General features: G+C 69.6%; 25 protein-coding genes. 9 read left to right on the top strand and 16 right to left on the bottom strand.

The annotated features are described in order from the left end of the window. Window positions 1-36 precede the first annotated feature (36 nt). Entirely contained in the window at window positions 37-687 is a 651-nt protein-coding gene (locus OG623_RS30910) for a TetR/AcrR family transcriptional regulator (RefSeq protein ID WP_406150882.1), read from the top strand. A gap of 15 nt (window positions 688-702) precedes the next feature. Beyond that, complete coding sequence (locus OG623_RS30905; RefSeq protein ID WP_406150881.1) at window positions 703-1215, top strand: DinB family protein; 513 nt, start codon at window positions 703-705, stop codon at window positions 1213-1215. 66 nt (window positions 1216-1281) lie between these two features. On the opposite strand, the gene OG623_RS30900 is transcribed toward OG623_RS30905, so the two are convergent. The 11 genes from OG623_RS30900 to OG623_RS30850 all read right to left on the bottom strand — a co-directional run bounded on the left by OG623_RS30900 (window position 1282) and on the right by OG623_RS30850 (window position 12010). Further along, a complete protein-coding gene (locus OG623_RS30900) occupies window positions 1282-1845 on the bottom strand; it encodes a hypothetical protein (protein ID WP_406150880.1) in 564 nt (187 codons plus the stop codon). 74 nt (window positions 1846-1919) lie between these two features. Next, window positions 1920-2639: a uracil-DNA glycosylase gene (locus OG623_RS30895; RefSeq protein ID WP_406150879.1), complete on the bottom strand. Its 720-nt coding sequence runs from the start codon at window positions 2637-2639 to the stop codon at window positions 1920-1922. A gap of 68 nt (window positions 2640-2707) precedes the next feature. Then, window positions 2708-4288, bottom strand: coding sequence for an ABC transporter substrate-binding protein (locus OG623_RS30890; RefSeq protein WP_406152083.1), 1581 nt, complete (start codon window positions 4286-4288; stop codon window positions 2708-2710). 118 nt (window positions 4289-4406) lie between these two features. Then, the gene (locus OG623_RS30885; RefSeq protein WP_406150878.1) at window positions 4407-5162 is read right to left on the bottom strand and encodes an SDR family oxidoreductase; all 756 of its coding nucleotides are present in this window, start codon (window positions 5160-5162) and stop codon (window positions 4407-4409) included. Between the two features lie 39 nt (window positions 5163-5201). Next, on the bottom strand, window positions 5202-5963 hold the full coding sequence (gene fabG / locus OG623_RS30880; protein WP_406150877.1) for a 3-oxoacyl-ACP reductase FabG: 762 nt from the start codon (window positions 5961-5963) through the stop codon (window positions 5202-5204). A gap of 156 nt (window positions 5964-6119) precedes the next feature. Continuing rightward, window positions 6120-6503 carry a DUF3037 domain-containing protein gene (locus OG623_RS30875; protein WP_406150876.1) on the bottom strand — a complete coding sequence of 128 codons (384 nt, stop codon included), beginning with the start codon at window positions 6501-6503 and terminating at the stop codon, window positions 6120-6122. Then, entirely contained in the window at window positions 6500-7384 is an 885-nt protein-coding gene (locus OG623_RS30870) for a HipA family kinase (RefSeq protein WP_406150875.1), read from the bottom strand. Before OG623_RS30870 ends, OG623_RS30875 begins: the two co-directional genes overlap by 4 nt. 259 nt (window positions 7385-7643) lie before the next feature. Beyond that, window positions 7644-8807: an acyl-CoA dehydrogenase family protein gene (locus OG623_RS30865; protein WP_406150874.1), complete on the bottom strand. Its 1164-nt coding sequence runs from the start codon at window positions 8805-8807 to the stop codon at window positions 7644-7646. Window positions 8808-8859: 52 nt separating this feature from the next. Continuing rightward, window positions 8860-9912 (bottom strand): alcohol dehydrogenase catalytic domain-containing protein, encoded by a 1053-nt coding sequence (locus OG623_RS30860; RefSeq protein ID WP_406150873.1) that lies wholly within the window; start codon window positions 9910-9912, stop codon window positions 8860-8862. Further along, window positions 9909-10376 carry a DUF4334 domain-containing protein gene (locus OG623_RS30855; RefSeq protein ID WP_406150872.1) on the bottom strand — a complete coding sequence of 156 codons (468 nt, stop codon included), beginning with the start codon at window positions 10374-10376 and terminating at the stop codon, window positions 9909-9911. Before OG623_RS30855 ends, OG623_RS30860 begins: the two co-directional genes overlap by 4 nt. Window positions 10377-10384: 8 nt before the next feature. Beyond that, on the bottom strand, window positions 10385-12010 hold the full coding sequence (locus OG623_RS30850) for a succinic semialdehyde dehydrogenase (protein WP_406150871.1): 1626 nt from the start codon (window positions 12008-12010) through the stop codon (window positions 10385-10387). Window positions 12011-12267: 257 nt separating this feature from the next. On the opposite strand from OG623_RS30850, the gene OG623_RS30845 reads away from it, so the two are divergent. Beyond that, complete coding sequence (locus OG623_RS30845; RefSeq protein ID WP_406150870.1) at window positions 12268-13476, top strand: oxygenase MpaB family protein; 1209 nt, start codon at window positions 12268-12270, stop codon at window positions 13474-13476. 28 nt (window positions 13477-13504) lie between these two features. Here the strand turns inward: OG623_RS30845 and OG623_RS30840 are convergent, their stop codons facing one another. Then, window positions 13505-14671, bottom strand: a complete 1167-nt coding sequence (locus OG623_RS30840) for a TetR/AcrR family transcriptional regulator (protein WP_406150869.1) — start codon at window positions 14669-14671, stop codon at window positions 13505-13507. A 220-nt stretch (window positions 14672-14891) separates the two neighbouring features. Between OG623_RS30840 and OG623_RS30835 the strand changes: the two genes are divergently transcribed. Next, on the top strand, window positions 14892-16457 hold the full coding sequence (locus tag OG623_RS30835) for an AMP-binding protein (protein ID WP_406150868.1): 1566 nt from the start codon (window positions 14892-14894) through the stop codon (window positions 16455-16457). A 36-nt stretch (window positions 16458-16493) separates the two neighbouring features. Here OG623_RS30835 and OG623_RS30830 read toward each other — a convergent pair whose 3' ends face one another. Beyond that, window positions 16494-17186, bottom strand: coding sequence for a response regulator (locus tag OG623_RS30830; protein ID WP_406150867.1), 693 nt, complete (start codon window positions 17184-17186; stop codon window positions 16494-16496). Continuing rightward, the gene (locus tag OG623_RS30825) at window positions 17183-18871 is read right to left on the bottom strand and encodes an ATP-binding protein (RefSeq protein WP_406150866.1); all 1689 of its coding nucleotides are present in this window, start codon (window positions 18869-18871) and stop codon (window positions 17183-17185) included. The genes OG623_RS30830 and OG623_RS30825 overlap by 4 nt, the downstream gene beginning before the upstream one ends. A 212-nt stretch (window positions 18872-19083) precedes the next feature. Between OG623_RS30825 and OG623_RS30820 the strand changes: the two genes are divergently transcribed. The 4 genes from OG623_RS30820 to OG623_RS30805 all read left to right on the top strand — a co-directional run bounded on the left by OG623_RS30820 (window position 19084) and on the right by OG623_RS30805 (window position 23253). Then, entirely contained in the window at window positions 19084-19899 is an 816-nt protein-coding gene (locus tag OG623_RS30820) for an ABC transporter ATP-binding protein (RefSeq protein WP_406150865.1), read from the top strand. Beyond that, window positions 19889-20803: an ABC transporter permease gene (locus OG623_RS30815; RefSeq protein ID WP_406150864.1), complete on the top strand. Its 915-nt coding sequence runs from the start codon at window positions 19889-19891 to the stop codon at window positions 20801-20803. Before OG623_RS30820 ends, OG623_RS30815 begins: the two co-directional genes overlap by 11 nt. An 82-nt stretch (window positions 20804-20885) precedes the next feature. Then, on the top strand, window positions 20886-21914 hold the full coding sequence (locus tag OG623_RS30810) for an ABC transporter substrate-binding protein (protein WP_406150863.1): 1029 nt from the start codon (window positions 20886-20888) through the stop codon (window positions 21912-21914). A gap of 133 nt (window positions 21915-22047) precedes the next feature. After that, window positions 22048-23253 carry a cytochrome P450 gene (locus tag OG623_RS30805; RefSeq protein WP_406152081.1) on the top strand — a complete coding sequence of 402 codons (1206 nt, stop codon included), beginning with the start codon at window positions 22048-22050 and terminating at the stop codon, window positions 23251-23253. Here OG623_RS30805 and OG623_RS30800 read toward each other — a convergent pair whose 3' ends face one another. Further along, complete coding sequence (locus OG623_RS30800; RefSeq protein ID WP_406150862.1) at window positions 23254-24180, bottom strand: LysR substrate-binding domain-containing protein; 927 nt, start codon at window positions 24178-24180, stop codon at window positions 23254-23256. Window positions 24181-24253: 73 nt separating this feature from the next. On the opposite strand from OG623_RS30800, the gene OG623_RS30795 reads away from it, so the two are divergent. Continuing rightward, window positions 24254-25213, top strand: coding sequence for a DMT family transporter (locus OG623_RS30795; RefSeq protein WP_406150861.1), 960 nt, complete (start codon window positions 24254-24256; stop codon window positions 25211-25213). Here OG623_RS30795 and OG623_RS30790 read toward each other — a convergent pair. Beyond that, the gene (locus OG623_RS30790; protein ID WP_406150860.1) at window positions 25204-26535 is read right to left on the bottom strand and encodes an aminotransferase class I/II-fold pyridoxal phosphate-dependent enzyme; all 1332 of its coding nucleotides are present in this window, start codon (window positions 26533-26535) and stop codon (window positions 25204-25206) included. The two genes, OG623_RS30795 and OG623_RS30790, sit on opposite strands and share 10 nt — an antisense overlap. Between the last annotated feature and the right edge of the window lie 26 nt (window positions 26536-26561).

Below are 26561 nucleotides of genomic sequence, written 5' to 3'. Positions count from 1 at the left end.
GTACTACAGCTGTAGTGGCGGCGGTAGATTGGTTCCATGCCCACACGCACCGCGCCCTCTCGCGCCGAGCTGATCGCCGACACCGCACTCGCCCTGCTCAGGGAGCACGGGATGAGGGGGCTCACCCACCGGGCGGTGGACGAGCGCGCCGGGCTCCCCCAGGGTTCGACGTCCAACCACGCCCGCACCCGGCAGGCGCTGCTGGAAGCCGCCGTCCGCCGGCTCGCCGAGCTGGAGGCACGGGTGCTCGCTCCGGGGGAACTGCTCACGGCCGGTGATCCGGCCGGGGCCGCCGGGGCGGCCTGGCCAACTGGAGCGGCCGAGGCGGCCGCGGGCCTGGCCCGCGCGCTGCACCGGTATCTGACCGGCTCCACCGACCTCCTGGTCTGCCGCTACGAACTGGCCCTGGAGGCCACCCGACGCCCCGCCCTCCGGGCCCACTACGACGAGGCGGGCCGACGGTTCCGCGAACCCCTGGTGGCCCTCATGACGGCAGCGGGATCCGCCGAACCGGAACGTCACGCACTGTCCGTCGTGGCCTGGGCGGAAGGCATGATGTTCGCCTGCGCGGTGGGTTCCTACCACCGGGCCATCCCGACCGAGGAGGAGCTGCGCAGAGGCTGCGGCGAGCTGCTCAGGGGGATGCTCGGCGGCGATCAATCCCATGGCGCCGTCGATCACCTCTGAGCGAGGATGAGGCGTATGACGACCCAGGAACGCTCCGCGCCCGAGATCGACGCAGCCGAACGCCGGATGCTGGAGGGGTGGCTGGACTACCACCGCACGACTCTGGCCATGAAGTGCGAGGGGCTGACGGACGCCCAGCTGCGGGAGGCGTCCGTACCCCCGTCGGAATTCACACTGCTCGGCCTCGTCCGGCACCTGGCCGAGAACGAACGCGGCTGGTTCCGCGAGGTGCTGGCGGGCGAGGACCTGCCGCCGATCTACGGGACGGACGAGGACCCGGACGGGGAGTTCCATCTCGCCGACACCGACACCTGGGACGAGGCCAGGACCACATGGCTCGCGGAGATCGAGGCGGCCCGGGCGAACGCCGCGAGGTTCACGCTCGACGACTTCTCCGTCGGTGTGGGCAAGCGGGGCAAGCCCTTCAACCTCCGCTGGATCTACACGCACATGATCGAGGAGTACGCCCGGCACAACGGCCACGCCGACCTCGTACGCGAACGGATCGACGGCGCGACCGGCGCCTGAGGCCCCAGGACGCCGGGTGGCCACTCCCCGACGGGGAAATCAGCTCGCTCCCGCGGGGAGGACAGGTCACTCCCCCGTCGCACTCCCCCGCATCCGCTGTTCCATCCGTCCGATGGCCGCACGGATCCCGCCGCCGTACGCGTCGTCGTCCTCCAGCATCCGGGCGGCGTCCCAGGCCCGGTCCAGGTGGATCCGGGCACACCCGAAGCGCTGGAGCTTCAGATAGTCCGCCGCCAGGCTGAGGTGCAGCGAGGGGACAAAGGCCCGCAGGGCGATGGCGTCCCGGTGCTCCGCGGCCGGGTCGGTGTCCGCCGCCGGATGCGCAGCCGTGGCCGCGTCCGCCCCAGGGCCCGCGTCGACCCCCGGATCCGCGTCCACCGCCCCCGTCAGGCCCTCCGCGGCTGTCAGTGCCCGGAGGTCCCAGGCCAGCTCGTCCCCCGGATCGTCCTGGGCATCGGCCATGTAGTGGGCCAGGGTGCAGCGGTGCAGGGCCGCACCGTGCTCACCGAGCTCCGACCAGATGGCCCCGAGCCGATTGCGCGCCTCTTCCCTGTCCCCCGCGTGGAGCAGCATGATCGCCTGGCCGATCCTGGTCATGACGACGTCCCCCGACACTTCCCGCTGCTCCACTACAGAGGTCTCCCTGATCACCGCCGGCCTGTTCCGGTGGCTCAGACGCTAGCCGCAGCCACCGGCAAACCCGCTCAGGCGCGGGCCCCCGCCGTCGGCCGGGTCACGCCGCTTCCCAGATCCGGGATCCGCCAGTCGATGGGCTCGTGGCCCTGCGCGGCGACGGCCTCGTTGATCTGCGTGAAGGGACGGGAGCCGAACCACTTCTTGGCGGAGAGCGGCGAGGGATGCGCACCCTTGACCACCACATGGCGGTCCTGGTCGATCAGCGGGATCTTCTTCTGGGCGTAATTGCCCCAGAGGACGAAGACGGCCGGGTCGGGCCGCTCGGCGACGGCACGGATCACCGCGTCGGTGACCTTCTCCCACCCCTTGGCCTTGTGCGAGTTCGCCTCGCCGCCACGAACCGTCAGCACCGCGTTGAGCAGCAGGACGCCCTGCTCGGCCCAGGGCATCAGATATCCGTTGTCCGGGACCGGCAGGCCGAGCTCGTCGTTCATCTCCTTGTAGATGTTGCGCAGCGACGGCGGCGTCTTCACGCCCGGCCGCACCGAGAAGCAGAGGCCGTGCCCCTGTCCCTCGCCGTGGTACGGGTCCTGGCCGAGCACGAGCACCTTCACCCGGTCGTACGGTGTGGCCTCCAGCGCGGCGAAGACCTGATCGCGCGGCGGATACACCGGCCCCCTGGCCCGCTCCTCGTCGACGAAGTCCATGAGCTCCTTGAAGTAGGGCTTCTGCAGTTCTTCGCCGAGAACGCCGCGCCAGGACTCGGGCAGCAGGTCGGTGTCGGTCACGTCCACAACCTCCGGTGAGCAATCGGTTCTTGCGTACAGAACCTACCGGGGGCCACTGACATCGATCTCTACCAGCTGGTCTTGCGGTACAGCTCCCACATCTGCATGACCGTCTGCGGGTCGAGTGCGCGCTCGCCGCCGCCGATGTCCTCCCCCGAGGCCACGTAGAGCTTGCCCTGCCACAGGGGCAGCAGCCGCACATCCTTGACGAGGATCTCCTGGGCCCGCTGGAACTGCTCGGAGACGGCGCCGCGGTCGCTCTCCTTACGGGAGGACGGCAGCAGCTCCCGGGTGATCTCGTCGGTCAGATACGGGGTGCCGGTCACGCTCTCCTTGCCGACGAAGGGGGCCACGAAGTTGTCCGGGTCCGGGAAGTCCGGGAACCAGCCGCGTCCGAACACCGGGTACTGGCCCTTGCTGAAGCCCTCCTGGAAGGACGTCCACGGCGCGCTCTTCAGGGTGACGCGGAACAGGCCCGACGCCTCCAGCTGGCGCTTCAGCTCGGCGAACTCGGGGGCCGTGGAGGAGCCGTAGCGGTCCGTGGTGAACCAGAAGGTCATCTCGACCGGCTCGGTGATGCCGGCGTCGGTGAGTATCTTCTTGGCCTTCGCGACATCCGGGTCGCCGTAGGTGTCGAAGAAGCTGGTGGTGTGACCTGCGATGCCCTTCGGAACCATGGAGTAGAGCGGTTCCGCCGTTCCCTGGTAGACCTTGGCGACCAGGGCGTCGCGGTCCACCACCTGGGCTATGGCCCGCCTGACGGGGAGCTTCCCCGCGGCCGGGTCCTTGGGGTTGAAGACGAGGAAGCGGATGTCGGCGCCGACCGACTCCACGATCTGCAGACCGTTGTTGTCCTCCTTGTCGTCCTCGAGACCGATGACCTCCTCGGCGGTCAGTCCGCGGTAGGTGGCATCGATCTCCTTCTTCTTCAGCGCCTCCACCATGGGCGTGGAGTCGTCGAAGTAGCGAATCGTGACCGCGTCGTTCTTCCGGTCGGCGAACCCCTTGTAGCTGGGGTTCTTGGTCAGCTCGGCCCGCTTGCCCTGCTCGTAGGAATCCATGACGTAGGGCCCCGAACCGGTGACCTTGCCGTCGTCGCGGATGCTGTCCGCGGGATAGTCACCGGGCGCTACGATCGACATCGCGGGCGTCGCCAGGATGAACGGGAAGGTCGCGTCCGCCTTGTCGAGGTGGAAGACGACCGTGTCGTCCCCCTTGGTCTCCACCCGGTCGAGAGACCCGAGGAGGCCGGCCGGACCGCTCTTGGCCTTGATCTTCCTGATCCGGTCGATGGAGTACTTCACGGCCTGGGCGTCGACCTTCTCCCCGTTGGAGAATTTGAGGCCCGAACGCAGGGTGCAGCGGTACGCCATGCTCGTCGAGTCGGTGAACCGGCATTCCTGCGCCGCGTCCGGCTCGGGGCTGGTGGTGCCGGTCGGGAAGCTCACCAGGGTCTGGAAGACGTTCCTCATCAGCTCCCAGGAGCCGTCCCAGGCCGCCGCCGGATCGAGGGTCGAGGGCGAGCTCGTCGTTCCGACCGAGATCTCCCGGTCGGTTTCCGAACCGCTGTCGGACAGCAGGCCACAGCCGGCCAGCACTGACAGGGAAGCAACGGCTGCAGCGACCTGCAGACTGGCCCGATAGAACACGTGCATGCCTCTCGATCGGCCTTGGCGTCGGCAGACCATACCGCAGCGCCCTACCGGGCAATTGGCTGACCCGGCAGGGCACTTGAGGCAATCAGGGCCAAACTGGCGCGTGTGTCCCTCAGCCGACGCCCGCGTTCAGGAAAATACCGCCGTCGACCACGAGTGTCTGCCCCGTGACCCAGTCGGACTGCTCGGACGTGAGGAATGCCGCCGCTCCGCCGATGTCCTGCGGGACACCGAGCCGGCCCAGCGGGTAGGCGGCAGCCGCCTCGGCTTCACGGCCCTCGTACAGGGACTCGGCGAACCTGGTCTTCACGACGGCGGGTGCGATCGCGTTGACCCGCACGACCGGTGCGAACTCGTGCGCCAGCTGAAGGGTCAGATTGACCATGGCGGCCTTGCTCATGCCGTAGGCACCGATGAACGGTGAAGCGGAGACACCCGCGACCGAGGCGATGTTGACGATCGCCCCGCCGTTCTCCCGCTGCCACGCCTTCCAGGTCTGCTGGGCGAATCCGAGCGCCGAGATCACATTGGTCTCGTAGACCTTGCGGGCGACGTTGAGGTCGAGCTCGGCCATCGGCCCGAAGACGGGGTTCGTACCGGCGTTGTTGATCAGATGGTCGACCCGGCCGAACACCTCCATGGCGCGCTCGACGGCCGCGGCCTGATGCGCCTCGTCGTGCGCCTTGCCCGCGACGCCGATCGCCCGGTCGGCGCCGAGCTTCTCGACGGCCTCCTTCAGCGCGTCCTCGCCACGGCCGGTGATGACGACCCGGTCGCCACGGGCGACGAGCGCCTCGGCGATGCCGTAGCCGATGCCCCGGCTCGCGCCCGTGATGAGCGCGACCTTGCCACTGTCCTGCACAGTCATGTTGTCCGTTGCCCTTCCGGGGTCAGTTGTGCGGCGGGGTCAGTTGAGCGGTCCGCCGGCGACGTACATGACCTGTCCGGACACGAAGCCCGCGTCCTCGCCGGTGAAGAAGGCGATGGCGTTGGCGATGTCCTCGGGACGCCCCACACGCTGCACGGGGATCTGCGTCGCGGCGGCGGCCTGGAACTCCTCGAAGCCCATGCCGACCCGCGCCGCCGTCTGTGCGGTCATCTCGGTGACGATGAAGCCGGGAGCGACGGCGTTGGCGGTCACGCCGAACTTGCCGAGCTCCTTGGCGAGCGTCTTGGTGAAGCCCTGGAGACCGGCCTTGACGGCGGAGTAGTTGGCCTGACCCCGGTTGCCCAGCGCCGAGGAGGACGAGAGCGAGACGATCCGGCCGAACTTGGCCTCCACCATGTGCGACTGGACGGCCTTGGCCATCAGGAACGCACCCTTGAGGTGGACGTTCATCACGAGGTCCCAGTCGGATTCGCTCATCTTGAAGAGCAGGTTGTCGCGGAGCACGCCCGCGTTGTTGACGAGGATCGTCGGGGCGCCCAGCTCGGCGGCCACACGCGCGACGGCGGCGTCCACCTGGGCACTGTCCGACACGTCGCAGCCGACGGCGAGGGCCTTGCCCCCGGCGGCGGTGATCTTCTCGACCGTGTCCTTGCACGCCGCCTCGTCGAGGTCGAGTACGGCGACGGCGCGGCCCTCGGCCGCCAGGCGTACGGCGGTGGCGGCGCCGATGCCCCGTGCCGCTCCCGTCACGATGGCGACGCGCTGCTCGGTGGTGGACATGCTTGGTTCTCCTCGCCCTTGGATCGCGGCTCAGCGGACGTCAGGAAGTTCCCGATAACTGAGCAACCGCTTAGTACCTTCAGCAGACGAGACGCTAGAAGCCCTGGCACCCGGTGTCAACGGCACACGGGTGCCCGGGCGCATGTCACATCCGGATCAGCGCACCAGCAGGTCGAGGAGCCGCTCGGTCTCGGCAGCCGGGTCCATGGTCAGACCGCTGTGCACGACGCCCGGCTGGACGACCGTGGAGCGTGGCGCGATCAGCCAGCGAAAGCGCCGCCCGGCGTCGTCGCCGGCCGCCTGACCCGCCGCCTCGCCGCCCCCGCAGACCCCTTCGACGGCCCGCAGCGCGGCCCGCACCCCGACCACGTCGGCCTGCGGGTCCAGCGCCCTGAGCTTGTTCTCGTCCAGGTGTGTCCGCGCGGCGACGAAGGACTTGGCCCGGCAGTAGACGAGCACGCCCGCGTTGAAGCACTCACCGCGCTCCACGCGCGGGACGACCCGCAGAACCGCGTACTCGAAGACATCACGCTCGCTCATCGGCCGCCGTCCTTGCTGTCACGCCCGGCGCCCGCGGACGCGTCCCGGTCCTTCTTGGTGGGGTGCGGCCAGGGAGTCAGATGCTCGGTGAGCCATCCGGGGGCCTGGGACTGCCGGGACTTCACGGGTTCGTCCATGAGGATGCGCTCATGGATGCTCCCGGCACGGGCCAGCAGCGGCTCCACGTACGCCCGGCGCAGCTGGTCCGTGCTCCCGAAGCCAGGCTCGTCCGCCAGCCACGCGTCCGGCACCTGGGCCGCCACCTCGGTCAGGAGCTCTTCCGTGACGAGCGGGGCGAGCTCGGCGGCCGCGGCGGCGATGTCGGGCCCGAAGGGTGCGAGTACATGGTCGGAGGCGTTGTACGGCTTCGCCGCCGAGGCCTGTGCCCCGGGCCAGTTGTGGTGCCAGATCATGGTGGCCCCGTGGTCGATCAGCCACGGTTCACCGTGCCAGACGAGCATGTTGGGGTTGCGCCACGAGCGGTCGACGTTGTTGATCAGCGCGTCGAACCAGACGACCTTGCCGGCCTCCGCCGCACCCACCTCGTACGCGAGCGGGTCGAAGCCGAGCGAGCCGGGCAGAAAGTCCATGCCGAGATTCAGCCCGGCGCTGGCCTTGAGGAGCTCCTGCACCTCCTGGTCCGGCTCGGCGAGGCCGATGACGGGGTCCAGCTGGATGGTCACCAGGTCAGGCACCCGCAGCCCGAGCCGCCGGCCGAGCTCTCCGCAGATGACCTCGGCGACGAGGGTCTTACGCCCCTGGCCGGCTCCGGTGAACTTCATGACGTACGTGCCGAGATCGTCGGCCTCGACGATCCCGGGCAGCGAGCCGCCCTCCCGTAGAGGCGTGACATAGCGGGTTGCGGTCACTTCGTTCAGCATTTTCCCAGGCCATCCATGTCTCTCACCGTGCCGTCCACGACGGGCCGCCCCGGTCCAGGCCCACACGGCCCGGCCGCCGCCACGAAGTCAGCATAGTGACCGAGCGTGATCGCGGGCGATGCGGCCCTCCACTGCGACGGCGCGCAGATGCGGCTGAGCTCGGCGTTCAACGGTGATGACCTCGGTGTTCCTTGATCGATTCGGCGCGTTTGACGGTCTTGCCGACGCCGTGGCGTCCGGCACGCTCCTAGGGTGGGAACTACAGGCCCAGATCGCGGCCGACGATCTCCTTCATGATCTCGGTGGTGCCCCCGTAGATGGTGGTGATCCGCGAGTCGAGGTAGTCGTGGGCGATGCGGTACTCCCGCATGTAGCCGTAGGCGCCGTGCAGTTGAAGGCAGCGCCCGACGATGTCGACGTAGTGTTCGGTGGCCCAGAACTTCGCGGACGCGGCGTCCACCGCGGTGAGAGCGCCGCGGGAGTGCCGGGCCAGCAGATCGTCCAGGTACACGCGGCCGACCCGCGCCGTGGTGACCATCTCAGCCAGCTGGAAGCGGGTGTTCTGGAAGGAGCCGATCGTTCGGCCGAACGCCTTGCGTTCCCTCACATAGTCAAGGGTCCGCTCAAGCACTCCCTCGATGGAGGCCACGGCGTTGGCTGCGATCGATATCCGCTCCTGCGGGAGATTGCGCATCAGGGATTTGAAGCCCGCGCCCTCTTCACCCAGCAGGTTGGCGACGGGTACCCGCACGCCCTGGAAGTACAGTTCGCTGGTGTCCTGCGCGTGCAGCCCGATCTTCTCCAGGTTGCGGCCCCGCGAGAATCCGGGCCGGTCGGCCTCGATCACCAGCAGGCTGATGCCTCCGTGGCGGTCCGGACCGGTCCTGACGGCGGCGACGACGAGGTCGGCGTTCTGCCCGTTGGAGATGAAGACCTTGCTGCCGTCGACGACGTAGTCGTCCCCGTCGCGGACGGCGGTCGTGGCGATCCCGGCCAGGTCACTGCCGGTACCGGGCTCGGTCATCGCCACGGCGACGACGACGTCCCCGGCTGCGATACCCGGAAGCCAGCGGGACTTCTGCCGGTCGTCGGTCAGATCGGTGAAGTAGGGCAACACGATGTCGTTGGACAGTGTCACCGCCGCGAGGCCGTCCGCCGCGGGGTGGCGCGAGAACTCCTCGCCGATCACCGCGTTGAAGCGGTAGTCGGTGACCCCGGCGCCGCCGTACTTCTCAGGGATGCCGAAACCGAGGATCCCGGCCCGTGTGGCCTCCACGAAGAGCTCCCGATCGACCTTCCCCTCGTGCCGCCAGCGCTCGGCGTGGGGTGCGGCGTGCTTGTCGGCGAAGGCGCGAGCCGTCGCCCGGAGCATTTCGTGTTCCCCGTCGTAGAGCGACCGTTCGGCAGAGGTCACGTCGGTCATCAGGACTCCTCTTTGAGATCCACGTCGGAGGGGTTCGGGGTGTGGCCTGCGGTCAGCCGCCGGGCAGAAGCACCGGCTTCGTCGTCAGGCCGGACCGCTGGTCGGCCACTGCCCGGTCGAGGTCGGCCAGCGGGTAGGTGGTCACCAGACGGTCGAGGGGCAGCCGACCGCGCCGGTATCGCTGGATCAGATGGGGGATGAGCGCCGCGGGGTCGGCATCGCCCTCGACACAACCGCGTATCCGGAGCCCGCGCATCATCAGGGACCGCAGATCGAGGGAGACTTCGGCGGGACCGAGCCCGACCAGGACGAGCACTCCGCACGGCTGGAGCAGGGCAAGCGCCCGGACGATCAGCTCCGGGCGGCCTGTGGTGTCGAGTACGTGGGTCACCGGTGGCATCGGCTCGTCCAGCGAGACGACGGCTGCGGCACCACACCGCTCGAGAAGTGCGCGCCGGGCCCGGACCGGCTCCGCCACCACGACCTCGACGTCCTCGGACAGCGCGGTGAGTGCGGCGGCCGAGCCCACAGCGCCCGCCCCGAGGACCAGGAGACGGTCGCCGTGCCGGGGGCGCAGGACCTTGAGCACCGCGCCCGCGCCGGTCAGGAACCCGCATCCCAGCGGCGCGGCCACCTCCGGAGGGATGTCACCGACGGGTACACAGGAGCGGGCGGCGGTCAACGCGGCCGTGGCGAAGGACGACTGGCCGAAGAAGGACGCGAAGACGGGCTCGCCCCGTACACGTATCGTCGGTGAACTGTCGATACGCCGTCCGGAACCGTTGAGTGCGGTTGCCCATGCACAGTAACCCGGAAGTCCGGCCCGGCACTGCGCGCATCCACCGCACGAGGCGAAGGAGACAACGACCCGGTCTCCGGCCGCGAGCCCCGTGGCAGCGGGACCCAGGTGTTCGACGATGCCGCACCCTTCGTGGCCGAGGACGGCCGGGCGCTCTCCGAGCCCCTGTCGGGTCACCAGATCCGTATGGCATACGCCTGCCGCCTCGATCCGGACGATCACCTCGTCGGACCGGGGATCGTCGAGTTCGGCGTCCACCATCTCGCTGGGCGCCGCACCGCGGGACAGGACCGCGGCGACTCTCATTCGCGCTCCAGGCCGAAGTAGAAGAGGTGGCCGGTGTCGGAGACCGTGGCGGCCTTGCCGTTCATCACGCCGAGGAGGGTGGTGTCGTCCACCCGCTTGAAGTGGTCGAACACCGGTACCCCGTCGTACACCATGGCAGCGGTCACCTCGCCACGGAACTCGATGTTCCAGAGGCCGGCCTCGCCGCGGCACGACACGGTGTCGGAGTAGAGGCCGCCGTCCTCCGCCCGGCAGATCAACGGCTTGGCGTCGTCCAGGGCCACGAAGTGCTTTCCGTACCATCGGCTGCGTGCCAGCACCCGTTCCACCGGATGGCCGGTGCGGAAGGCGAAGCCCCGCCAGGAGCCGAGGATCGACGAGGCGTCGACCGTTTCGAGGTCGGGCCACAGGGCGTCGAGCGCTGCTGGGTCCACCTGTTCCGTCGCCGTCCGCAGAGCGTCCCATCGCTCGCGCACGGGATGCATGCCGCCGCTCATCGCACACGCAGCCGGCGGAGCAGAGCCAGTTGGCCGTTGGTGAGGCGGACGAAGCTCTCCGCCGACCGGCCGGGCGGCGGCCCGAGCCGTACGAGGCGCTGCGTGGCGACCGTCTGGGCCTCGGTGTGCTTGCGGATGCCCTCCGCACCGTGCCGACGGCCGAGCCCGCTGTCGCCCCTACCGCCCATCTCGCCCTCGACGCTTCCCGCCGCGGCGGTCGCGCCGTCGTTGATGTTGACCGATCCGGAGCGGATCAGCCCGGCCATCCGGGCGGCCTCCCGGGTGTCCTTCGTCCAGATCGACGCCGACAGACCGTAGGACCCCTGGTTGGCCAGGTCCAGCGCCTCGTCGTCCGTGGAGTACCGGTACAGCGAGAGGACCGGCCCGAACGTCTCATGAGCGTGGACGTCCATGTCCGGGGTGACGCCCTCAAGGATCGTGGGCGCGTGGAACAGCGGCCCGGCGTCGGGCCGCGCCCGGCCGCCCGTGAGCACCTTGGCGCCCTTGGCCAAGGCGTCCTCGACATGGGCCTCGACTGCCGCGAGCCGTGCCGGTGAGACCAGCGATCCCAGGTCGGTGGTGTAGTCGTACGACCTTCCCAGCCTCAGCGACTCGGTCACCCTGACCAGTTCGTCTCGGAAGGCGTCGTACACCTTCTCGTGCGCGTAGACGCGTTCGACGTGGACGCACATCTGCCCGGTGTTCGTGAACGCGGCCACGGCGGTGCCGACCGCCGCCGCGGCGATGTCGGCATCCTCACGCACGATGAGTGGGTTCTTCCCGCCGAGTTCGAGCGAGGTGCCGATCAGCCGCCGGGCGGCACGCTCGGCGACGGTCCGGCCGGTGGCGGTCGACCCGGTGAAACAAGCGAAGTCGACCGCATCGACCAGCGCGGTTCCCAGGACGACACCGTCACCGGCGACGATCCGCCACAGGTCGGCAGGCAGGCCCGCCTCGTCCAGGAGGGCTCGTGCCCACAGCAGGGTGAGGGCGGCCTGGGGGTCTGCCTTGGAGACCACGCCGTTCCCGGCCAGCAGCGCCGGCAGTACGTCGCCGACCCCGAGGTAGAGCGGGTAGTTCCATGGGGAGACGACCCCGACCACACCTCTGGGTACCCGCACCTGTCTGACCTTGGTGAGGCCGGGGACCATACCCCGCACCCGGCGGGCGGCCAGATACTTGCCGCCGCGCCGCGCATAGTGCCGGGCGATGGTCGCGACCTGCGCCACTTCCTGCCAGGCGTGGTAGCGGGCCTTCCCTGTCTCCCACTGGATCAGGTCGAGCACCTGGTCCTGCCGGTCGAGGAGCAGATCGTGGAAGGCCAGCACGGTCTCACCGCGACGCCCGAACGGCGTTCGTGCCCACTCCCCCTGGGCAGCGGCGGCCACAGCGGCGGCGGACTCGACGTCCTTCGGAACGCAGGAGGGAACGGGGGCGATCGGCGACAGGTCGAACGGCGCGAGCGCGGTCAGAGGCTCCGCGGCACGCGGCTTCGGACCGGTCGCGTCGTGGTGCACCCAGGCACACCACCCCCTGATCAGCTCTTCGCTCACCCAGGGTGGACGCGCACCCGTCCGCGCCATGGGTGAAGGAGCTTCCAACGGGTCCTGCTCCGTGTTCATGAGGACTCCTAGCGAGGGGGCCTGGCAGGTGCGGGGGTCCGGTGGGGCCGCTGCCGCCGCGGTCCGCGGCACGGACAACACCGACGGCGTCGGCCCGAAGCGGCGTTCCAGGGCGTGCACGGGTCTTGCCGAGCAATCGACGCATCGTTATGTTAATCAGAAATCACACCGCAGGACAACCTTGTGGCCAGCTCGAAGTTGGCTTCCTGCCTGCTTCTATGAGGTGCTGTCCGATCGCGTGGAAGGTAGAGAAGTAAATGGAAGATCTCACTCGAAGGCGCGCCCTGTCGATCGGCGCCGTACTTGGCCTCGCTAGCATCGCGAGTACCCCGAGCGCCTGGTCGTGGTCCTCGGCCGGCTCGATCACCGGTACCGACACGGTCACCGACCCCTTCCAGATCTGGGACCCGGACGCGGACGAGGTCGCCGCGCGACTCCTCGCCGACGGTTCGATCCCCGCGGTCAACAAGGCCTGGGACTCATGGATCCGTAACGGCGACGCTCTGCCGTCCGGCATGCCCGGCCACCTGACCGACTACCTGGGGGAGGCCAACCGACTTCCCACGTGGGCGAACTCCGAACTGCTCGCCGCGTCCGAGAAGTTCTACAAGCGCATGAACAGCTATCTGTTCGTATCGGAGAGCCTGGGCAGCGGGATTCTCAGCACCGTGATCCCTCGGGAGGCCAGGGCTGTCTACTGGTCGGCCGGCGGCGCCGACATGAAGGAACGCGCGGCGAAGACCTTCACCTTCGGATACGACCTGCACAGTCCGACGGCCTGGCAGCCCTCGGGGTACTTCGTCGTGAGCGCCAACAAGACGCGCCTGGTGCACTCGGTGGTCCGCAACCTGCTGGTGACCTCGAAGCGCTTCATGGAGACCGCGGACCAGCCGAAGCCCATCAGCAACGGGGACATCCTGGTCACCTTCCACTCCGTGGCCACCGTCGCGTACAACAACATGAAGAAATGGGGCGTCAAGGTATCGGCCGACGAGGAGGCCGCCGACCTGCACGCCTGGCAGGTCGCTCTTCACCTGCTCGGCGTGCAGCACCAGTTCATTCCGGCCAGCTGGGCCGAGGCGCAGAAGCAGGCCGACCAGATGCTTTGGCCCGTGGTCTCGCCGACGGTCGAGGGCATCAGCCTGGCCAGGACATTACTCGGGTACATCGAGGACGCGACCCTGGGACTGACCACCGGCTTCGTCAACGAGATGGTCCGCTACCTGATCGGTGACACATACGCCGACTGGCTGGAGCTGCCGCGGGACTGGGTGTCACGGGCCCTGATCAAGGTGGCCTGGCCGACCTACGTCGCGTTCCGTGAGGGGCTCTCGCCCGTCGTCCCGGACGGCCTCTATCTGTTCGACCAGTTCGTGCGTGGCGTTGCGATGCTGTTCCTGAACAACGCGACCTCGCCGACGCAGACTCCGATCACCCTCCCCGCCGCCAACCGGCCGGGGGCTTGAACCGGCCCCGCCGCACAGGCCCTCCTCGCTACGTCAGACCGAGGGCGCCGATGACCAGAGCGGTGACGGAACTGCGCTGCTCTGGGGTGTCCCGCCAGTGCACCGCGCGACCTGCCTCGACCACGACGCCGAATCCCGCATGGACCAGCACGCGCGCCTGCCGGGGATCCAACTCCGATCGCGCCAGAAGCAGTTGCCGTTCCCACACGGCGATGTGGTCGCGCTGCGCGCGCACGAGTGGCTCTCGCAGTTCGTGGGGCAGACCGATGACCTCGGCTTCGGCGACGCCGGTGAGAGCGGTGTGCTCGAAGCTGTAGGCCACGTAGGTGGCGGCCAGTGTGGCCAGGGCCTCGTGCGGGTCGGCGGTCGCGTCGACACTCCGGCCGACCGCCTGGGCCAGCAGTTCCGCGGCCTGCAGGCACGCCGCCACCAGGATGTCCATCTTGGTGGGGTAGTGACGGTAGATGGCGGACGGGACCAGCCCGACCGCCTCGGCGATCTGACCGTTGGTCACCTTGGCGAACCCGTCCCTGGCGAACAACGGGACGGCGGCGGCCAGGATCTCCGCACGTCGCGTGCGCGGCTCCGGACGGGCGGGCAGTTCGACGGAGCGCGGCCCGCACGTCCGTTCCGCGGGATCGGTGGCGGCCACACCGAGGGCGGATGACAGGAGGACGTCCTCAGCCCGGCGCTGGGCGATGGAGACGCGGTGCATGGAGATGGACCCGATCGCTCCGAGGGCCGACACGGCACTCAGCTCCGCCAGCGGTGTCGCATGCTCCCGGCGCACCGCCTCGGTCACCCTTCCCACCACGCGTGCGAACTCCGCCCGCAGAAGTCGACGGTCCTCGCGGTCGAGGTAGCGGGCCTCCCACCGGTACAGCCCGCCCTCGGCGCGATGGGCCACGGCGACGCGGGTCACCGCATGCAGCAACTCCGGAAGGCCCGCCTCGGGCGGCACTCCGTCCACGGCCTCGACCAGCCTGTTCACCGTGATGGTCGCGCACTCGGCGAACAGCGCGTACTTGTTGGGGAAATGCCGGTACAGGGCCGCCGCACTGATGCCCACCTCGGCGGCGATCTCGCCCATGGAAGCCGCGTGATACCCGCGCTCGCTGAACACCGGGCCGGCGGCCTCGACGATGAGCTGCCTGCGGTTGCGCGGCCGCGTTTCCGCGACCGGATCGGCGCTCACAGGCGAGCGGGCGAACAGGGGGACCGAAGCATGGCCGCAAGTCAATCACAGGACGTCCGCGGGGCTGAAACGGCCGGGGCAACGCCCGCGCGACAAGCGGCCTCCGCTTCACACCCTGTGATTTCTGATTAACAAAACCCTTCTTGGGTGACTGTTTCGCGGGCATAATGACGCCCGTCCTCCACCTCGATCCCCTCAGAGTGCAAGGAGTGGCACGGCCATGGATACTGCTCCCGCCTGGTCCTTCCGGAACCACTGGATGGCGCACGCGGCCACGCACGCGATGATGCGGCCGGACAAGCCCGCCCTGCGATACCTCGGCGCCACCACGACCTGGGCGGGGCTCGCGCGGCGCTCGCTGCAGCTGGCGGCCGCGCTCGCCTCCCTGGGCGTGTGTGAAGGGAACCGGGTGGCCCTGCTGACCCTGAACCATCCCTGGTTCGTGGAGAGCGTCCTCGCCACGAACAGCCTGGGAGCGATGGCGGTCCCTCTCAACTTCCGGCTGGCCGCGCCGGAACTCGGCCATATCCTGGCCGACTGCACGCCCTCCGCGATCGTGGTCGACGCAGCACTGCTGCCGCTGCTCCGGCGGGTACCGGCTGCCTCGACCGACACGGTGATCGTCATCGGCGAGCCCGGTGACGCGACCGGTGACGCGACCGGTGAGCATCTCCCCTACGAGGACTTCCTCGCCGGGCACGAGCCGATGGCACCGCTCGACATCAGTGAGGAAGCCACCGCGCTGATCATGTACACCTCGGGCACCACAGGGCAGCCGAAGGGTGTGATGCTCTCCCACCGCAACATGCAGGCGCAGGCGGTCACCTGTATCCGGGCCATGGACATCTTCGACGACTCCGACATCGGATTCCTCACCGCCCCTTTCTTCCACATCGCGGGGCTGGGGTCGATCGTCGCGAACATCCTGGTCGGCAGCACCGTGGTGATCCACCCGCTCGGAGCGTTCGACCCCGAGGCCGTACTCGACGCCTACGAACAGGAGGGTGCCACCGTCGTCTTCAACGTGCCGCAGCAGTGGGACCTGATCTGTGCCCGGCCCGGCATCCGCGAACGCGATCTGCGGCTGCGTGTCATCAGCTGGGGGGCCGCGCCCGCGAGCGATGCGACCCTCCGTGCCATGAGTCGTTGCTTCCCCGACGCGCTGAACGTCGCGGTGTTCGGACAGACCGAGACATCGCCGATCACCTGTGTGCTACGAGGCGAGGACTCGCTGCGCAAACTCGGATCGGTGGGCCGGCCGATCCCGACCCTCCAGTACCGCATCGTCGACGCGGCCATGGAGGACGTGCCGGCCGGCGAGGTCGGCGAGATCGTCTACCGGGGCCCGACGGTGACTCAGGGGTACTGGAACAAGCCCCGGGAGACCGCGGCGGCCTTCCACGGAGGGTGGTTCCACTCCGGAGACCTGGTCAAGCAGGACGATGACGGATTCGTCTGGGTCGTCGACCGCAAGAAGGACATGATCATCAGCGGTGGCGAGAACATCTACTGCGCCGAGTTGGAGAACGCCATCGCCGAACACCCCTCGGTGCGCGAGATCGCGGTGGTCGGTCGATCCGACGAGCGATGGGGCCAGGTGCCGGTCGCTTTCGCCACGCTGGCACCAGGGACGGCCCTGTCGCTGACCCAGCTCACAGGCTTCCTCGACGGGCGGCTGGCTTCGTTCAAGATGCCCAAGGACCTGGTCGTGCTCTCCGAACTCCCGCGCAATGCCGGAGGGAAGGTCGACAAGCGCAAGCTGGGGTCCGTAGGACGAGCGGCGTGAACAGGCCGCCTCGGCCCATGTCCGTGCCGTCCGGACTCAGGAGGCTCCCACCCAGGAGTAGAGGTGTTCAGGACGGCCCGTGTCGCCGTACTTCAGGGTGAGCCTGATGTGTCCCACGCCTTCGAGGTACTTCAGATACCGCTGGGCGGTGGACCGGCTGACGCCCGTCCGCGCCGCGACCTCGTGGGCCGAGAGCGGCAGAGCACTGCCTGTCAGGGCTCCGCGGATCAGGCCGACCGTGGCGGTCGAGTGGCCCTTGGGCAGGGCGGGCCTGGGTGGCTCGGCCGTCTTGAACGCGCTGAAGATCCGGTCGATCTGGTCCTGGCCCGCTTCACTGGTCCTGGCCGAGTCGTCGAGCGAGCGGCGCAGGGCCGCGTAGCCCTCCAGCCGCGCGCGCAGGCTGGAGAAGGTGAAGGGCTTGACCAGATACTGCAGCGCCCCGTAGCGCTGCGCCAGCTGCACGGTCGCCAGGTCACGGGCGGCCGTCACCATGATCACGTCTGTGTGATGGCCCAGCTGGCGCAGCCGGCGGATCAGGGTCACCCCGTTCTCGTCCGGCAGGTAGTGGTCGAGCAGGACGAGGTCCACGGTGGTGCGCTCCACGCTGAGCAGCGCCTGGGCCGCGTTGTGCGCGTGGCCCACCACGGTGAATCCTGGGACACGGGCCACATAGGCGGAGTTGATCTCGGCCACATGGAAGTCGTCGTCCACGACCAGGACGTTGATCATCGTTCACCACCGACCGTGCTGAGCTCGGCGCCGGCGCACTCTCCCGTGTCCGGACCCTGAATGATCATTTCAGGCAGGATCACGGTGAACACCGCGCCGCCTCCCGGGCGGGCGGTCACCCGGGCCGTCCCTCCGTAGCGTTCGGCGAGCCGGCGGACCAGGGACAGGCCGATTCCCCGGCCGTGCGGGCGGACACCGCCCACCCTGACCGTTGCGGTACGGGAGCCGCCGCGGCCCGGGGTCTTGGTGCTGTACCCCTCGGTGAAGATGGCGTCGCGGGCCTCAGGGGGGACACCGGGTCCCGTGTCGGAGACCTGGAGCAGCACGGTGGCACCCTCCGCCCACAGCTCCACCTCCACGAAGGGGTCCGTGGCGCGCTTCTCCACGGCGGCGTCGAGCGCGTTGTCGATCAGGTTTCCCAGCACCGTCACGAGATCGCGCGGGGCGGCCACCCGGTCGTGCAGTCGTGTACGCGCGCAGACACGCAGCTCGACCGTGCGCTCCGCGGCCACGACGGCCTTTCCGACGAGGAGCGCGGAGACCAGGGGATCGTGGACCCGCTCGGCGATCTCCTCCGCGGAGCTCCGGTGATCGCCCACGGCGTGGGTGACGAAGTCGGCGGCCTGTGTGTATCTGCGCAGCTCCAGCAGCCCGAGCACGGTGTGCAGTCGATTGGCGTGCTCGTGGCCCTGTGCGCGCAGCGCCTCCAGAAGGCCTTGCGTGCTGTCGAGCTCGCGTCCGAGCAGTTCGACCTCGGTCCTGTCCCGCAGGGAGACCACGGCGCCGCCGTCGCCGGTCGGCATCCGGTTGACCACCAGCACGCGGTCACCGCTCACGGTCAGGAGGTCGGCGCCCTCGACCCGCCCTGCCAGTACGTCCGCGGTGCGGCCGGCCGGCATGACGGCGTCGAGGTCGTAGTCCGTCATGTCGGTGTCGAGGCCGAGCAGCCGCGCCGCCTCGTCGTTGACGAGCCGGATCCTGCCGCGCGGGTCGAAGGCGATCACACCCTCACGGATTCCGTGCAGCATCGCCTCCCGTTCGTCGAGCAGCGAGGAGATGTCGGAGAAGGCGATGCCGTGGGTGCGTCGGCGCAGGCGCCGGGAGACCACGACCGCCACGCCTGCCCCCACCGCGAGGGCCGCCGCCGCGCAGAGCAGGAGCGCGGGGAGCGCTCCGATCAGGCGGTGGCGCACGCTGTCGTAGGCGATGCCGACGGATACGGCTCCGACGACATCACCGGAGCTGTCGTACAGGGGGACCTTCGCGCGTGCCGAACGGCCCAGCGTGCCGTTGTCGATCTGTCTGACCTCACGGCCGGACAGCGGGTCGCTCGGGTCGGTGGAGACGTGCCTGCCGATCTCGGCCGTCGTGGTGTGCGACCAGCGCACACCACGCGTGTCCATGGTCACCACGTAGAGCGCCCCGGTGGCGCGCCTGATGCGCTCGGCCTCCCGCTGGACAGGACCGTCCGGTGTCGGCGGGGTCGCCACGAGCCCCCGGGCGATGGCCGGATCCGCCGCGGTGGTCTGGGCGATGGCCAGGGCGCGGTGCATGGCTTCCTCGTCGAGCTCGCGGGCGAGGGGCGCGGTGAAGAGGCTTATGGCCAGGACCACGACTCCGGTCGTGAGGGCCAGTTGCACGGCCAGGACCTGTCCGGAGAGCCGTTGGGGCCAGCGTGGGCGCATGGTCTCCCCTTCCTTCCGTGGGCCTGTGCGGAGCCGTCCCCTTTGCTCCTGTGTAACCGCAAGGTAAACGGCTCACGGATCTCTGCCCACCCCTGTGCGCGGGATCGTGATTCTCGAGTGAGCACAACGAGCAGAACAGGTACTACGGGCACAAGGGCGAGTTGTGCCCACAAGGCTGTCGCCGTGCGAGGGCCGCTCCTACGGTCCCGGTCATGAACATTCAGAAACGTCCGGTCATCGAGTTGCGGGGAGCGAGCAAAGTGTTCCGCACCCCGTCGGGTGGCCTGCACACTGCCGTACGCGATCTCAACCTCACGGTCGAGCAGGGCGAGTTCGTCGCCGTGGTGGGCCCCACCGGCTGCGGGAAGTCCACCACGCTGACGCTGGTGAGCGGGTTGGAGGAGGCCACCGAGGGCGAGGTCCTCGTCAGCGGGGCTCCGGTGTCCGGCATCGGCGACAAGGTCGGCTTCGTCTTCCAGCAGGACGCGGTGTTCCCCTGGCGGTCGGTTCTCTCCAATGTGATGGCGGGGCCACGGTTCCGTGGGGTGCCCAAGGCGGAGGCCAGGGATCGTGCGCGCTCCTGGCTGGCGCGTGTCGGCCTCAGCTCGTTCGAGGACCGCTACCCGCACCAGCTGTCCGGTGGGCAGCGCAAGCGCGTCGCGCTCGCGGCCACCTTCGTGAACGACCCGGAGCTTCTGCTCATGGACGAGCCGTTCTCGGCGCTCGATGTGCAGACGCGGGCTCTGATGTCCGACGAGCTGCTGGACCTGTGGGCCGGCACCGGTGCTTCGGTCGTCTTCGTGACCCACGACCTGGAGGAGTCCATCGCCCTTGCGGACAAGGTCGTCGTCATGACGGCCGGTCCCGCGACCGTCAAGGAGATCTTCACCATCGATCTGCCGCGCCCCCGGCAGGTCGAGGCGGTACGGCTGGAACCGCGTTTCGTGGAGATCTACCGCGAGATCTGGTCCTCGCTCGGTGAAGAGGTCCGCATCACCCGTGAACGGAGTGCGTCCGATGCCGCTTGACAGCACCTCGGCACCCGCCGGGAAAGCACAGACCGAGGCCAGGAGCGCGGACACGGCCGGGCCCCGGGACGGGACCCCGGGCGGAACACGCGCCCAGGCTCGCGCCCGGGCCGCGCGTAACCGTCGTATCACCGTCTACAGCGCCCGTGTCCTCCTGCTGATCGCCCTGCTGGGCCTGTGGGAGTGGCTGGCCAGGTCGGCGGTCATCGATCCGTTCAACTTCTCCATGCCGTCGAAGATCTGGGACCAGATCAGCCGGTGGGCGACGGACGGCACCCCGCAGGGCAGCCTGTGGGAACAGATCTGGTACACGCTGTACGAGGCCCTGGTCGGCTGGATCATCGGCGTGATCGCCGGTGTGATCCTCGGGATCGCGCTGGGCAGGGTCCGCTTCCTGTCCGATGTGCTGGGGCCCTACATCAAGGTGCTCAACGCGCTGCCCCGTATCGTCCTCGCACCGATCTTCCTGATCTGGTTCGGTCTCGGCCCGGCCTCGAAGATCGCCTCGGCCGTGGTGCTCGTCTTCTTCCCGGTCTTCTTCAACGCCTTCCAGGGTGCCCGGGAGGTGGACAGGAATCTGGTCGCCAACGCGCGGATCCTCGGCGCGACCAACCGGCAGGTCACCTTCCAGGTCGTCATTCCGTCGGCGACCTCATGGATCTTCACCAGCCTGCATGTGAGTTTCGGCTTCGCCCTGATCGGCGCGATCGTCGGGGAGTACATCGGCGCCACCAAGGGCCTCGGACTGCTCGTCTCGGCGTCCCAGGGCACCTTCAACGCCGCCGGGGTCTACGCGGCCATGGTGATCCTCGCGGTCGTCGCCCTGCTCGCCGAAGCCCTGCTGTCCTTCCTCGAACGCAGCCTCTTCCGATGGAAGCCGGCCGACGCCGGCGACGGCCGCTGACCCTCGCCGCCTGCCCGGGAAACCAGGGCAACCCGCGAAATCCCGGAACCTCCGGCCTCACCACACTCACAAGGACGTGACCATGCGTACCCATCTCAAGGCATCCGTTGCCGCTGCCGCGACCGTGCTGGCCCTGACCTCCGCAAGCGCCTGCGGCGGGGATTCGTCCGCCGGGACCGAGGGCGGCCAGGTCAAGATCATGGTCGGTGGCCTGGACAAGGTCATCTACATGCCGGCGATGCTCACCCAGAAGCTCGGCTACTTCGAGGCCGAGGGGCTCGACGTCCAGTTGCTGACCGAGCCCGCCGGCGTACAGGCCACCACCTCGCTCATCTCCGGTGATGTGCAGGGTGTCGTGGGCTTCTACGACCACACCCTCGACCTTCAGGTGAAGGGGAAGGAGGTCGAGTCGGTCGTGCAGCTCTCGCACACCTCGGGAGAGGTGGAGGTGGTGTCCAACGCCGCAGCGGACGAGATCAAGTCCCCGAAGGACTTCTCCGGCAAGAAGCTGGGCGTCACCGGCCTCGGCTCCTCCACCGACTTCCTCACCAAGTACCTGGCGGTGAAGAACGGGGTGCAGACCGACCGGATCACCCCCGTGGCCGTGGGCGCCGGGCAGACGTTCATCTCCGCCCTCCAGCAGAACTCCATCCAGGCGGGCATGACCACCGACCCGACGGTCACGCAGATCCTCGACAAGAAGGTCGGCAAGGTACTGGTCGACATGCGCACCCCCGAAGGCTCGCAGGAGGCGCTCGGCGGCCCCTACCCGTCATCCAGCCTGTACATGAACACGAGCTGGGTGAACGAGAACAAGGAGACGGTGCAGAAGCTGGCCGACGCCTTCGTGAAGACCCTCAAGTGGATGGCAGGACACTCACCGGAGGAGATCGCCGCGAAGATGCCGGCCGACTACGCCCAGGGCGGCGCGGAGTTGTACGCCAAGGCCATCAAGAGCACCCTGCCGATGTTCACCGAGGACGGTGTGATGCCGAAGGACGGCCCGGAGACCGTCGAGCGGGTCCTGAAGGCGTTCAACCCCAACCTCAAGGACACGAAGGTCGATCTCAGCAAGACCTACACCACGGAGTTCGTGGAGAAGGCGGGCTGACCACCACGCGGAGGGGCGGCCGGTCCATAATCGAAAGGTGCCGTGGGCGGGCAGCGATGCCCGCTTCCTTTTTCCGTCTGGAGCCCCGTTGAACACGCCACCGGTCAACTCCGCACCCGGCAGCCCCCACCGCATGGATCCCTCGGGCGGCTGCCCCCACGCGGCCAACGCCCGCCTGCTGGCGCGGGGTTCGGTCACCCCGGTGGTCCTGCCCGGTGAGGTGCGGGGCATGGCGGTGCTGGGCCACGAGGCCCTCAGGGACTTCCTCGCGCACCCCGATGTCGCCAAGGACGCACGGCACTTCGCGGCGCTCCAGGCCGGCGAGATAGCTGACGGCTGGCCGCTGAAGGCGTTCGCGACGGTACAGGGGGTGACCACCGCGGACGGCGCCGACCACCGGCGGCTGCGGTCCTTGACGAGCAAGGCGTTCACCGCGCGCCGTGTCGAGGAACTACGGCCGCGTGTCGAGGCGTTGACGGCTTCGCTGCTGGACGGTCTGGACCGGGCCGCATCCGTCGGTGATGGTGTCGTCGATCTGCGTACGCACTTCGCGTTGCCGTTGCCCATGAGCGTCATCTGTGAACTGCTGGGCGTGGACGCCCGGTACCACGACCGGCTGCACCAACTGTCGAATCGCGTGGTCGCCACCGACACGGCACCCGATGAGGCCATGGCGGCCAACCGGGAGATGCTGGAGGTGCTCGGCGCGGTCGCGGCAACGAAGGCGGAGGATCCGGGGGACGACCTCATCAGCGCGCTGCTCGCGGCCCGCGAGGCGGACGGCGACCGGCTCGGCCCGCACGAGCTGATCGGCACCCTGATGCTCACGGTCATCGCCGGTCACGAGACGACGCTCAATCTGATCACCAACGCCGTACGTGCCCTGTGCGCCCACCGGGACCAGCTCGCCCTGGTCCGTTCGGGCGGGGCGAGCTGGGCGGACGTGGTGGAGGAGACGCTGCGCTGGGACAGCCCGGTCAGCTACTTCCCGTTCCGTTACCCGACCCGTGACCTGACGCTCGACGGCACCCTGATCCCCAAGGGGACGCCGGTGCTCGCGGGATACTCCGCGGCGGGCCGCGACACCTCGGCGTACGGCCCGGACGCCGAGCGCTTCGACGTCACCCGTGGTGGCGGGACCCGGCACCTCTCGCTCGGCCATGGCGCGCACTACTGCATGGGCGCCCCGCTGGCCCGCCTCGAGGGCACCACCGCGCTGGCCCAGCTGTTCACGCGTTTCCCGGACCTCGATCTCGCCGTCCCTGAGGCCGAACTGCCCCGCCACGCCTCCTTCGTGGGCAACAGCGTGCGGGCGCTGCCGGTACGCCTGCGGAGCTGATCACGCAGAAGTGGCGGGCATCGGGGTGTGCAGGGCCCGGCCGGCGGCGCGCAGGGCCCCGACGGCGGCCCTGATCGACGGCCGCCGGTCCGCGTCCGCGCGCCACACCGCGTGGACATGGCGTCGCATCGGCTGGCGCACCGGCACCAGGCTCACACCGTCCGGCACCGGCCCTCTTCCCAGCCGGGGTGCCACGCAGACACCGAATCCGGCGGCGATCAGGGCGAGCTGTGTGTGGTGCTCGCCCGCGAGGTGCGCGATGCGGGGCTCGATGCCGGTGGATCGCAGGGTGAACATCAGCCAGTCGTAACAGAATTCGCCCTCCGGCCAGGACACCCAGTCGTCGTCGGCGAAGTCCTCGATGTCCACCTCGGCCCGGCCGGCCAGGGGGTGGCCGGCGGGCATGGCGATGTCCGGTGCGTCGTCGAGGAGTTCGGCCCTGGCCATGCCCCCGGGGACCGGCAGGCGCTTGTTGCTCCAGTCGAGCACCACGGCGAGATCGACATCGCCCCGGAGCACCGCACGGATCCCGCTCTCCGGTTCCAGCTCCGTCGTGCGCAGCCTGAGCTCGGGGTGGTCGGCGCGGAGCAGGGTGAGAGCGGCGGGGAACAGACCACGGGCGGCCGTCGGGAAGGCCGCGAGCCGCACCTCGCCCACCACCTGGCCGCGCTGGGCCTCGATGTCGGACTGCGCGACCTCCACCTGCGAGAGGATCTTCGCGGCGTGGTCGGCAAGCAGCCGGCCGGCGTCGGTGAGGCGGATGCCTCGCCCGTTCCTGGCCAGGAGCTGCTGCCCCACCTCTCGCTCCAGTTTGGCCATCTGCTGGGACACCGCGGAGGTGGTGACATGGAGGCCGTCGGCCGCTCCGCTCACGGAACCGTGCCGTGCCAGGGCGTCCAGGGTCCGCAGGCGTTCCAGATTCAACATGTAAGCAATGCTACGCCAAGCGGCCAACGAAGTCTCACTTGTCCTACGCGGTCCTGCTCGGCATGGTGGACCCATGAGCGCTCCCACCGCACCGAGAACCCGGCCGCCGTCCGACACTCCGCCCCCCGCACCCCCGGCGCGGCGCCCGGTCCTGGACTGGCGGGTCCGTTTCGCCGCGCTGTCGCTCATCTGGGGTTTCAGCTTCCTGCTGATCAAGGTCGGCACCGACGGGTACGCCCCGTTCCAGGTGACGTTCGGACGGCTGCTGTCCGGCACGGCGGTACTCGCCGTCGCGATGGCGGTACGCCGTGAAAGGCCGCCCCGCTCCGGCCGGACCTGGGCCCACCTCTTCGTCGCCGCGTTCTTCCTCAACGCGCTGCCCTTCTCGCTCTTCGCGTACGCCGAGCTGACCATCCCGTCCACCCTCGCCGGGATCTGCAACGCGACCTCACCCCTGTGGGGCATGGCGCTCTCGCTGGTCGCGCTCTCCGAGGACCGGCCCACCCGCCGCCGCGTCGCGGGGCTCGGCCTGGGCTTCATCGGCGTACTGACGGTGCTCGGCGCCTGGCAGGGCTTCACGGGCCTGGACGTGACGGGTACGGCGATGGCGCTGCTGGCCTCCCTCAGCTATCCCATCGGCTGGATCTACGTCCGGCGCACCCTGGCGGGCTCAGGATCGTCCACGCTGGCGCTGACCGGCAGCCAGCTCTTCCTCGGCACCGTACAACTGGCCCTGGTCCTGCCCCTGTTCACCACGGCACCCGCGCACTTCCCGCTGCTGCCCACGCTCGCCGTGGTCGCCCTGGGGGCGCTCGGCACCGGACTCGCCGTCCTCCTCCAGTACGGCCTCGTGCAGGAAGTCGGCCCCACGACCGCCCAGATGGTCACCTACTTCATCCCGGTGATCGCCACGGCCGCCGGAGTGACCCTGCTCGGCGAGCGGTTGAGCTGGAACACCCCGGTGGGCGCCCTGGTGGTCATCGCGGGAGCCGCGCTCACCCAGCTCCGCCCCCGTGCGGCCACTCAGCCGTAGCTCACCGGACGGACGGGTGTCACCGCTGCCGCCACCGCGTCGGCCAGCGGCTCGATGTCGGCGGCGGACAGCGTCGAGACGGTCAGGCGCATCGCCTGCGGCGAGACCAGCCGGAACCGCGCACCCGGGGCCACGGCCCAGCCCGCGTGCAGCATTCTGGACACCGCCCCGGTCTCGTCGCCCACGGGTACCCACACATTCATCCCGGTCCGCCCGTACGCGGGGACGCCCCGCTCCCCCAGCGCCCGTACGAGTGCGTCCCGGCGCTCCCCGTAGGCGCGGGCGACGGCCGCCGTGTCGACCGCCCCCGTCGCCCACAGGTGCGCCGCGGTCCACTGCAGAAGTCCGCTGACCCAGCCGGGCCCCAGAGCCTGACGCCCCGTCACCCGGTCCACGGTGAGCCCGTCACCGGTGAGCACGGCGAGGCGCAGATCAGGCCCGTACGCCTTGGAGACGGACCGCACGAAGGCCCAGCGCTCCGTGACCCCCGCCAGCGGGTGCACCGGCAGGTCGACCATGGCGTGGCCGTGGTCGTCCTCGATCAGGAGGACACCCGGGTGCTCCGCGAGGACGGAACGCAGCTGCGCCGCACGCTCGCCGCCGACCCTGGCACCGGTCGGGTTCTGCGCCCGGTCGGTGACCACCAGGGCCGCGGCGCCGTCCCGCAGCACCCGCTCCACCTCCCCGGGCAGCGGGCCCTCCTCGTCCAGCGCCATCGGTACGACGCGCATGCCGAGCGCCGGGACGAGGTCGAGCAGGGCGCCCCACCCCGGATCCTCTACGGCCACCGCGTCGCCGGGCCTGAGGTGCGCGGCGAGCACGCGCTCGATCGCGTCGAGGGCTCCGGAGGTGACGGCCACCGGGCCCGCCGGCACACCGTCGGCGTCCAGACCGGCCCGTGCGAGCTCCGCCAGCCGGGGAAGCACCGCCGCGTCCCCGTAGCGGCCGGCCCGACCGACGTAATCCTTCGCAGCCGTCGCCAGCGCATCGCCGAGGTCCGGCAGCAGGGCCTGGTCGGGGTTTCCGTCGCCGAGGTCACGCACGCCATCGGGGACCTCGACCCGGAGCGAACCGCGCGCCGTGCTCGCGGGGCGCGGCCGCACCCGGCTCCCCCGCCGCCCCGCCGTCTCGATCACCCCGCGCTCGCGCAGGGTCCGGTAGGCGGCGGCCACCGTATTCGGATTGACGCCCAGCACGGCCGCCAACTCCCGCATGGGCGGCAGCACATGGCCGGGTGCGAGGTCACCCGACGCGACGCCTCGCTCCACACTCGCGGCGATGTCGGATGCACGCCGCCCACTGATCCGATACTCTCCTAGCACAAAGTCAACTATGCACTAGTGCAATG

This window comes from Streptomyces sp. NBC_01012 (assembly GCF_045162755.1).
Classification (GTDB): domain Bacteria; phylum Actinomycetota; class Actinomycetes; order Streptomycetales; family Streptomycetaceae; genus Streptomyces.
The sequence above is the reverse complement of the archived record's forward strand: the minus strand, read 5'-3'. Positions and strand labels throughout refer to the sequence as shown.

Coding starts and splice junctions, on each gene's coding strand:
- OG623_RS30905 (WP_406150881.1), top strand. CDS start 703: ATGACGACCCAGGAACGCTCCGCGCCCGAGATCGACGCAGCCGAACGC.
- OG623_RS30795 (WP_406150861.1), top strand. CDS start 24,254: ATGAGCGCTCCCACCGCACCGAGAACCCGGCCGCCGTCCGACACTCCG.
- OG623_RS30885 (WP_406150878.1), bottom strand. CDS start 5,162: ATGACTGTGCAGGACAGTGGCAAGGTCGCGCTCATCACGGGCGCGAGC.
- OG623_RS30800 (WP_406150862.1), bottom strand. CDS start 24,180: ATGTTGAATCTGGAACGCCTGCGGACCCTGGACGCCCTGGCACGGCAC.
- OG623_RS30860 (WP_406150873.1), bottom strand. CDS start 9,912: ATGAGAGTCGCCGCGGTCCTGTCCCGCGGTGCGGCGCCCAGCGAGATG.
- OG623_RS30855 (WP_406150872.1), bottom strand. CDS start 10,376: ATGCATCCCGTGCGCGAGCGATGGGACGCTCTGCGGACGGCGACGGAA.
- OG623_RS30810 (WP_406150863.1), top strand. CDS start 20,886: ATGCGTACCCATCTCAAGGCATCCGTTGCCGCTGCCGCGACCGTGCTG.
- OG623_RS30865 (WP_406150874.1), bottom strand. CDS start 8,807: ATGACCGACGTGACCTCTGCCGAACGGTCGCTCTACGACGGGGAACAC.
- OG623_RS30805 (WP_406152081.1), top strand. CDS start 22,048: ATGGATCCCTCGGGCGGCTGCCCCCACGCGGCCAACGCCCGCCTGCTG.
- fabG (WP_406150877.1), bottom strand. CDS start 5,963: ATGTCCACCACCGAGCAGCGCGTCGCCATCGTGACGGGAGCGGCACGG.
- OG623_RS30845 (WP_406150870.1), top strand. CDS start 12,268: ATGGAAGATCTCACTCGAAGGCGCGCCCTGTCGATCGGCGCCGTACTT.
- OG623_RS30875 (WP_406150876.1), bottom strand. CDS start 6,503: ATGAGCGAGCGTGATGTCTTCGAGTACGCGGTTCTGCGGGTCGTCCCG.
- OG623_RS30835 (WP_406150868.1), top strand. CDS start 14,892: ATGGATACTGCTCCCGCCTGGTCCTTCCGGAACCACTGGATGGCGCAC.
- OG623_RS30825 (WP_406150866.1), bottom strand. CDS start 18,871: ATGCGCCCACGCTGGCCCCAACGGCTCTCCGGACAGGTCCTGGCCGTG.
- OG623_RS30830 (WP_406150867.1), bottom strand. CDS start 17,186: ATGATCAACGTCCTGGTCGTGGACGACGACTTCCATGTGGCCGAGATC.
- OG623_RS30820 (WP_406150865.1), top strand. CDS start 19,084: ATGAACATTCAGAAACGTCCGGTCATCGAGTTGCGGGGAGCGAGCAAA.
- OG623_RS30910 (WP_406150882.1), top strand. CDS start 37: ATGCCCACACGCACCGCGCCCTCTCGCGCCGAGCTGATCGCCGACACC.
- OG623_RS30850 (WP_406150871.1), bottom strand. CDS start 12,010: ATGAACACGGAGCAGGACCCGTTGGAAGCTCCTTCACCCATGGCGCGG.
- OG623_RS30870 (WP_406150875.1), bottom strand. CDS start 7,384: ATGCTGAACGAAGTGACCGCAACCCGCTATGTCACGCCTCTACGGGAG.
- OG623_RS30815 (WP_406150864.1), top strand. CDS start 19,889: ATGCCGCTTGACAGCACCTCGGCACCCGCCGGGAAAGCACAGACCGAG.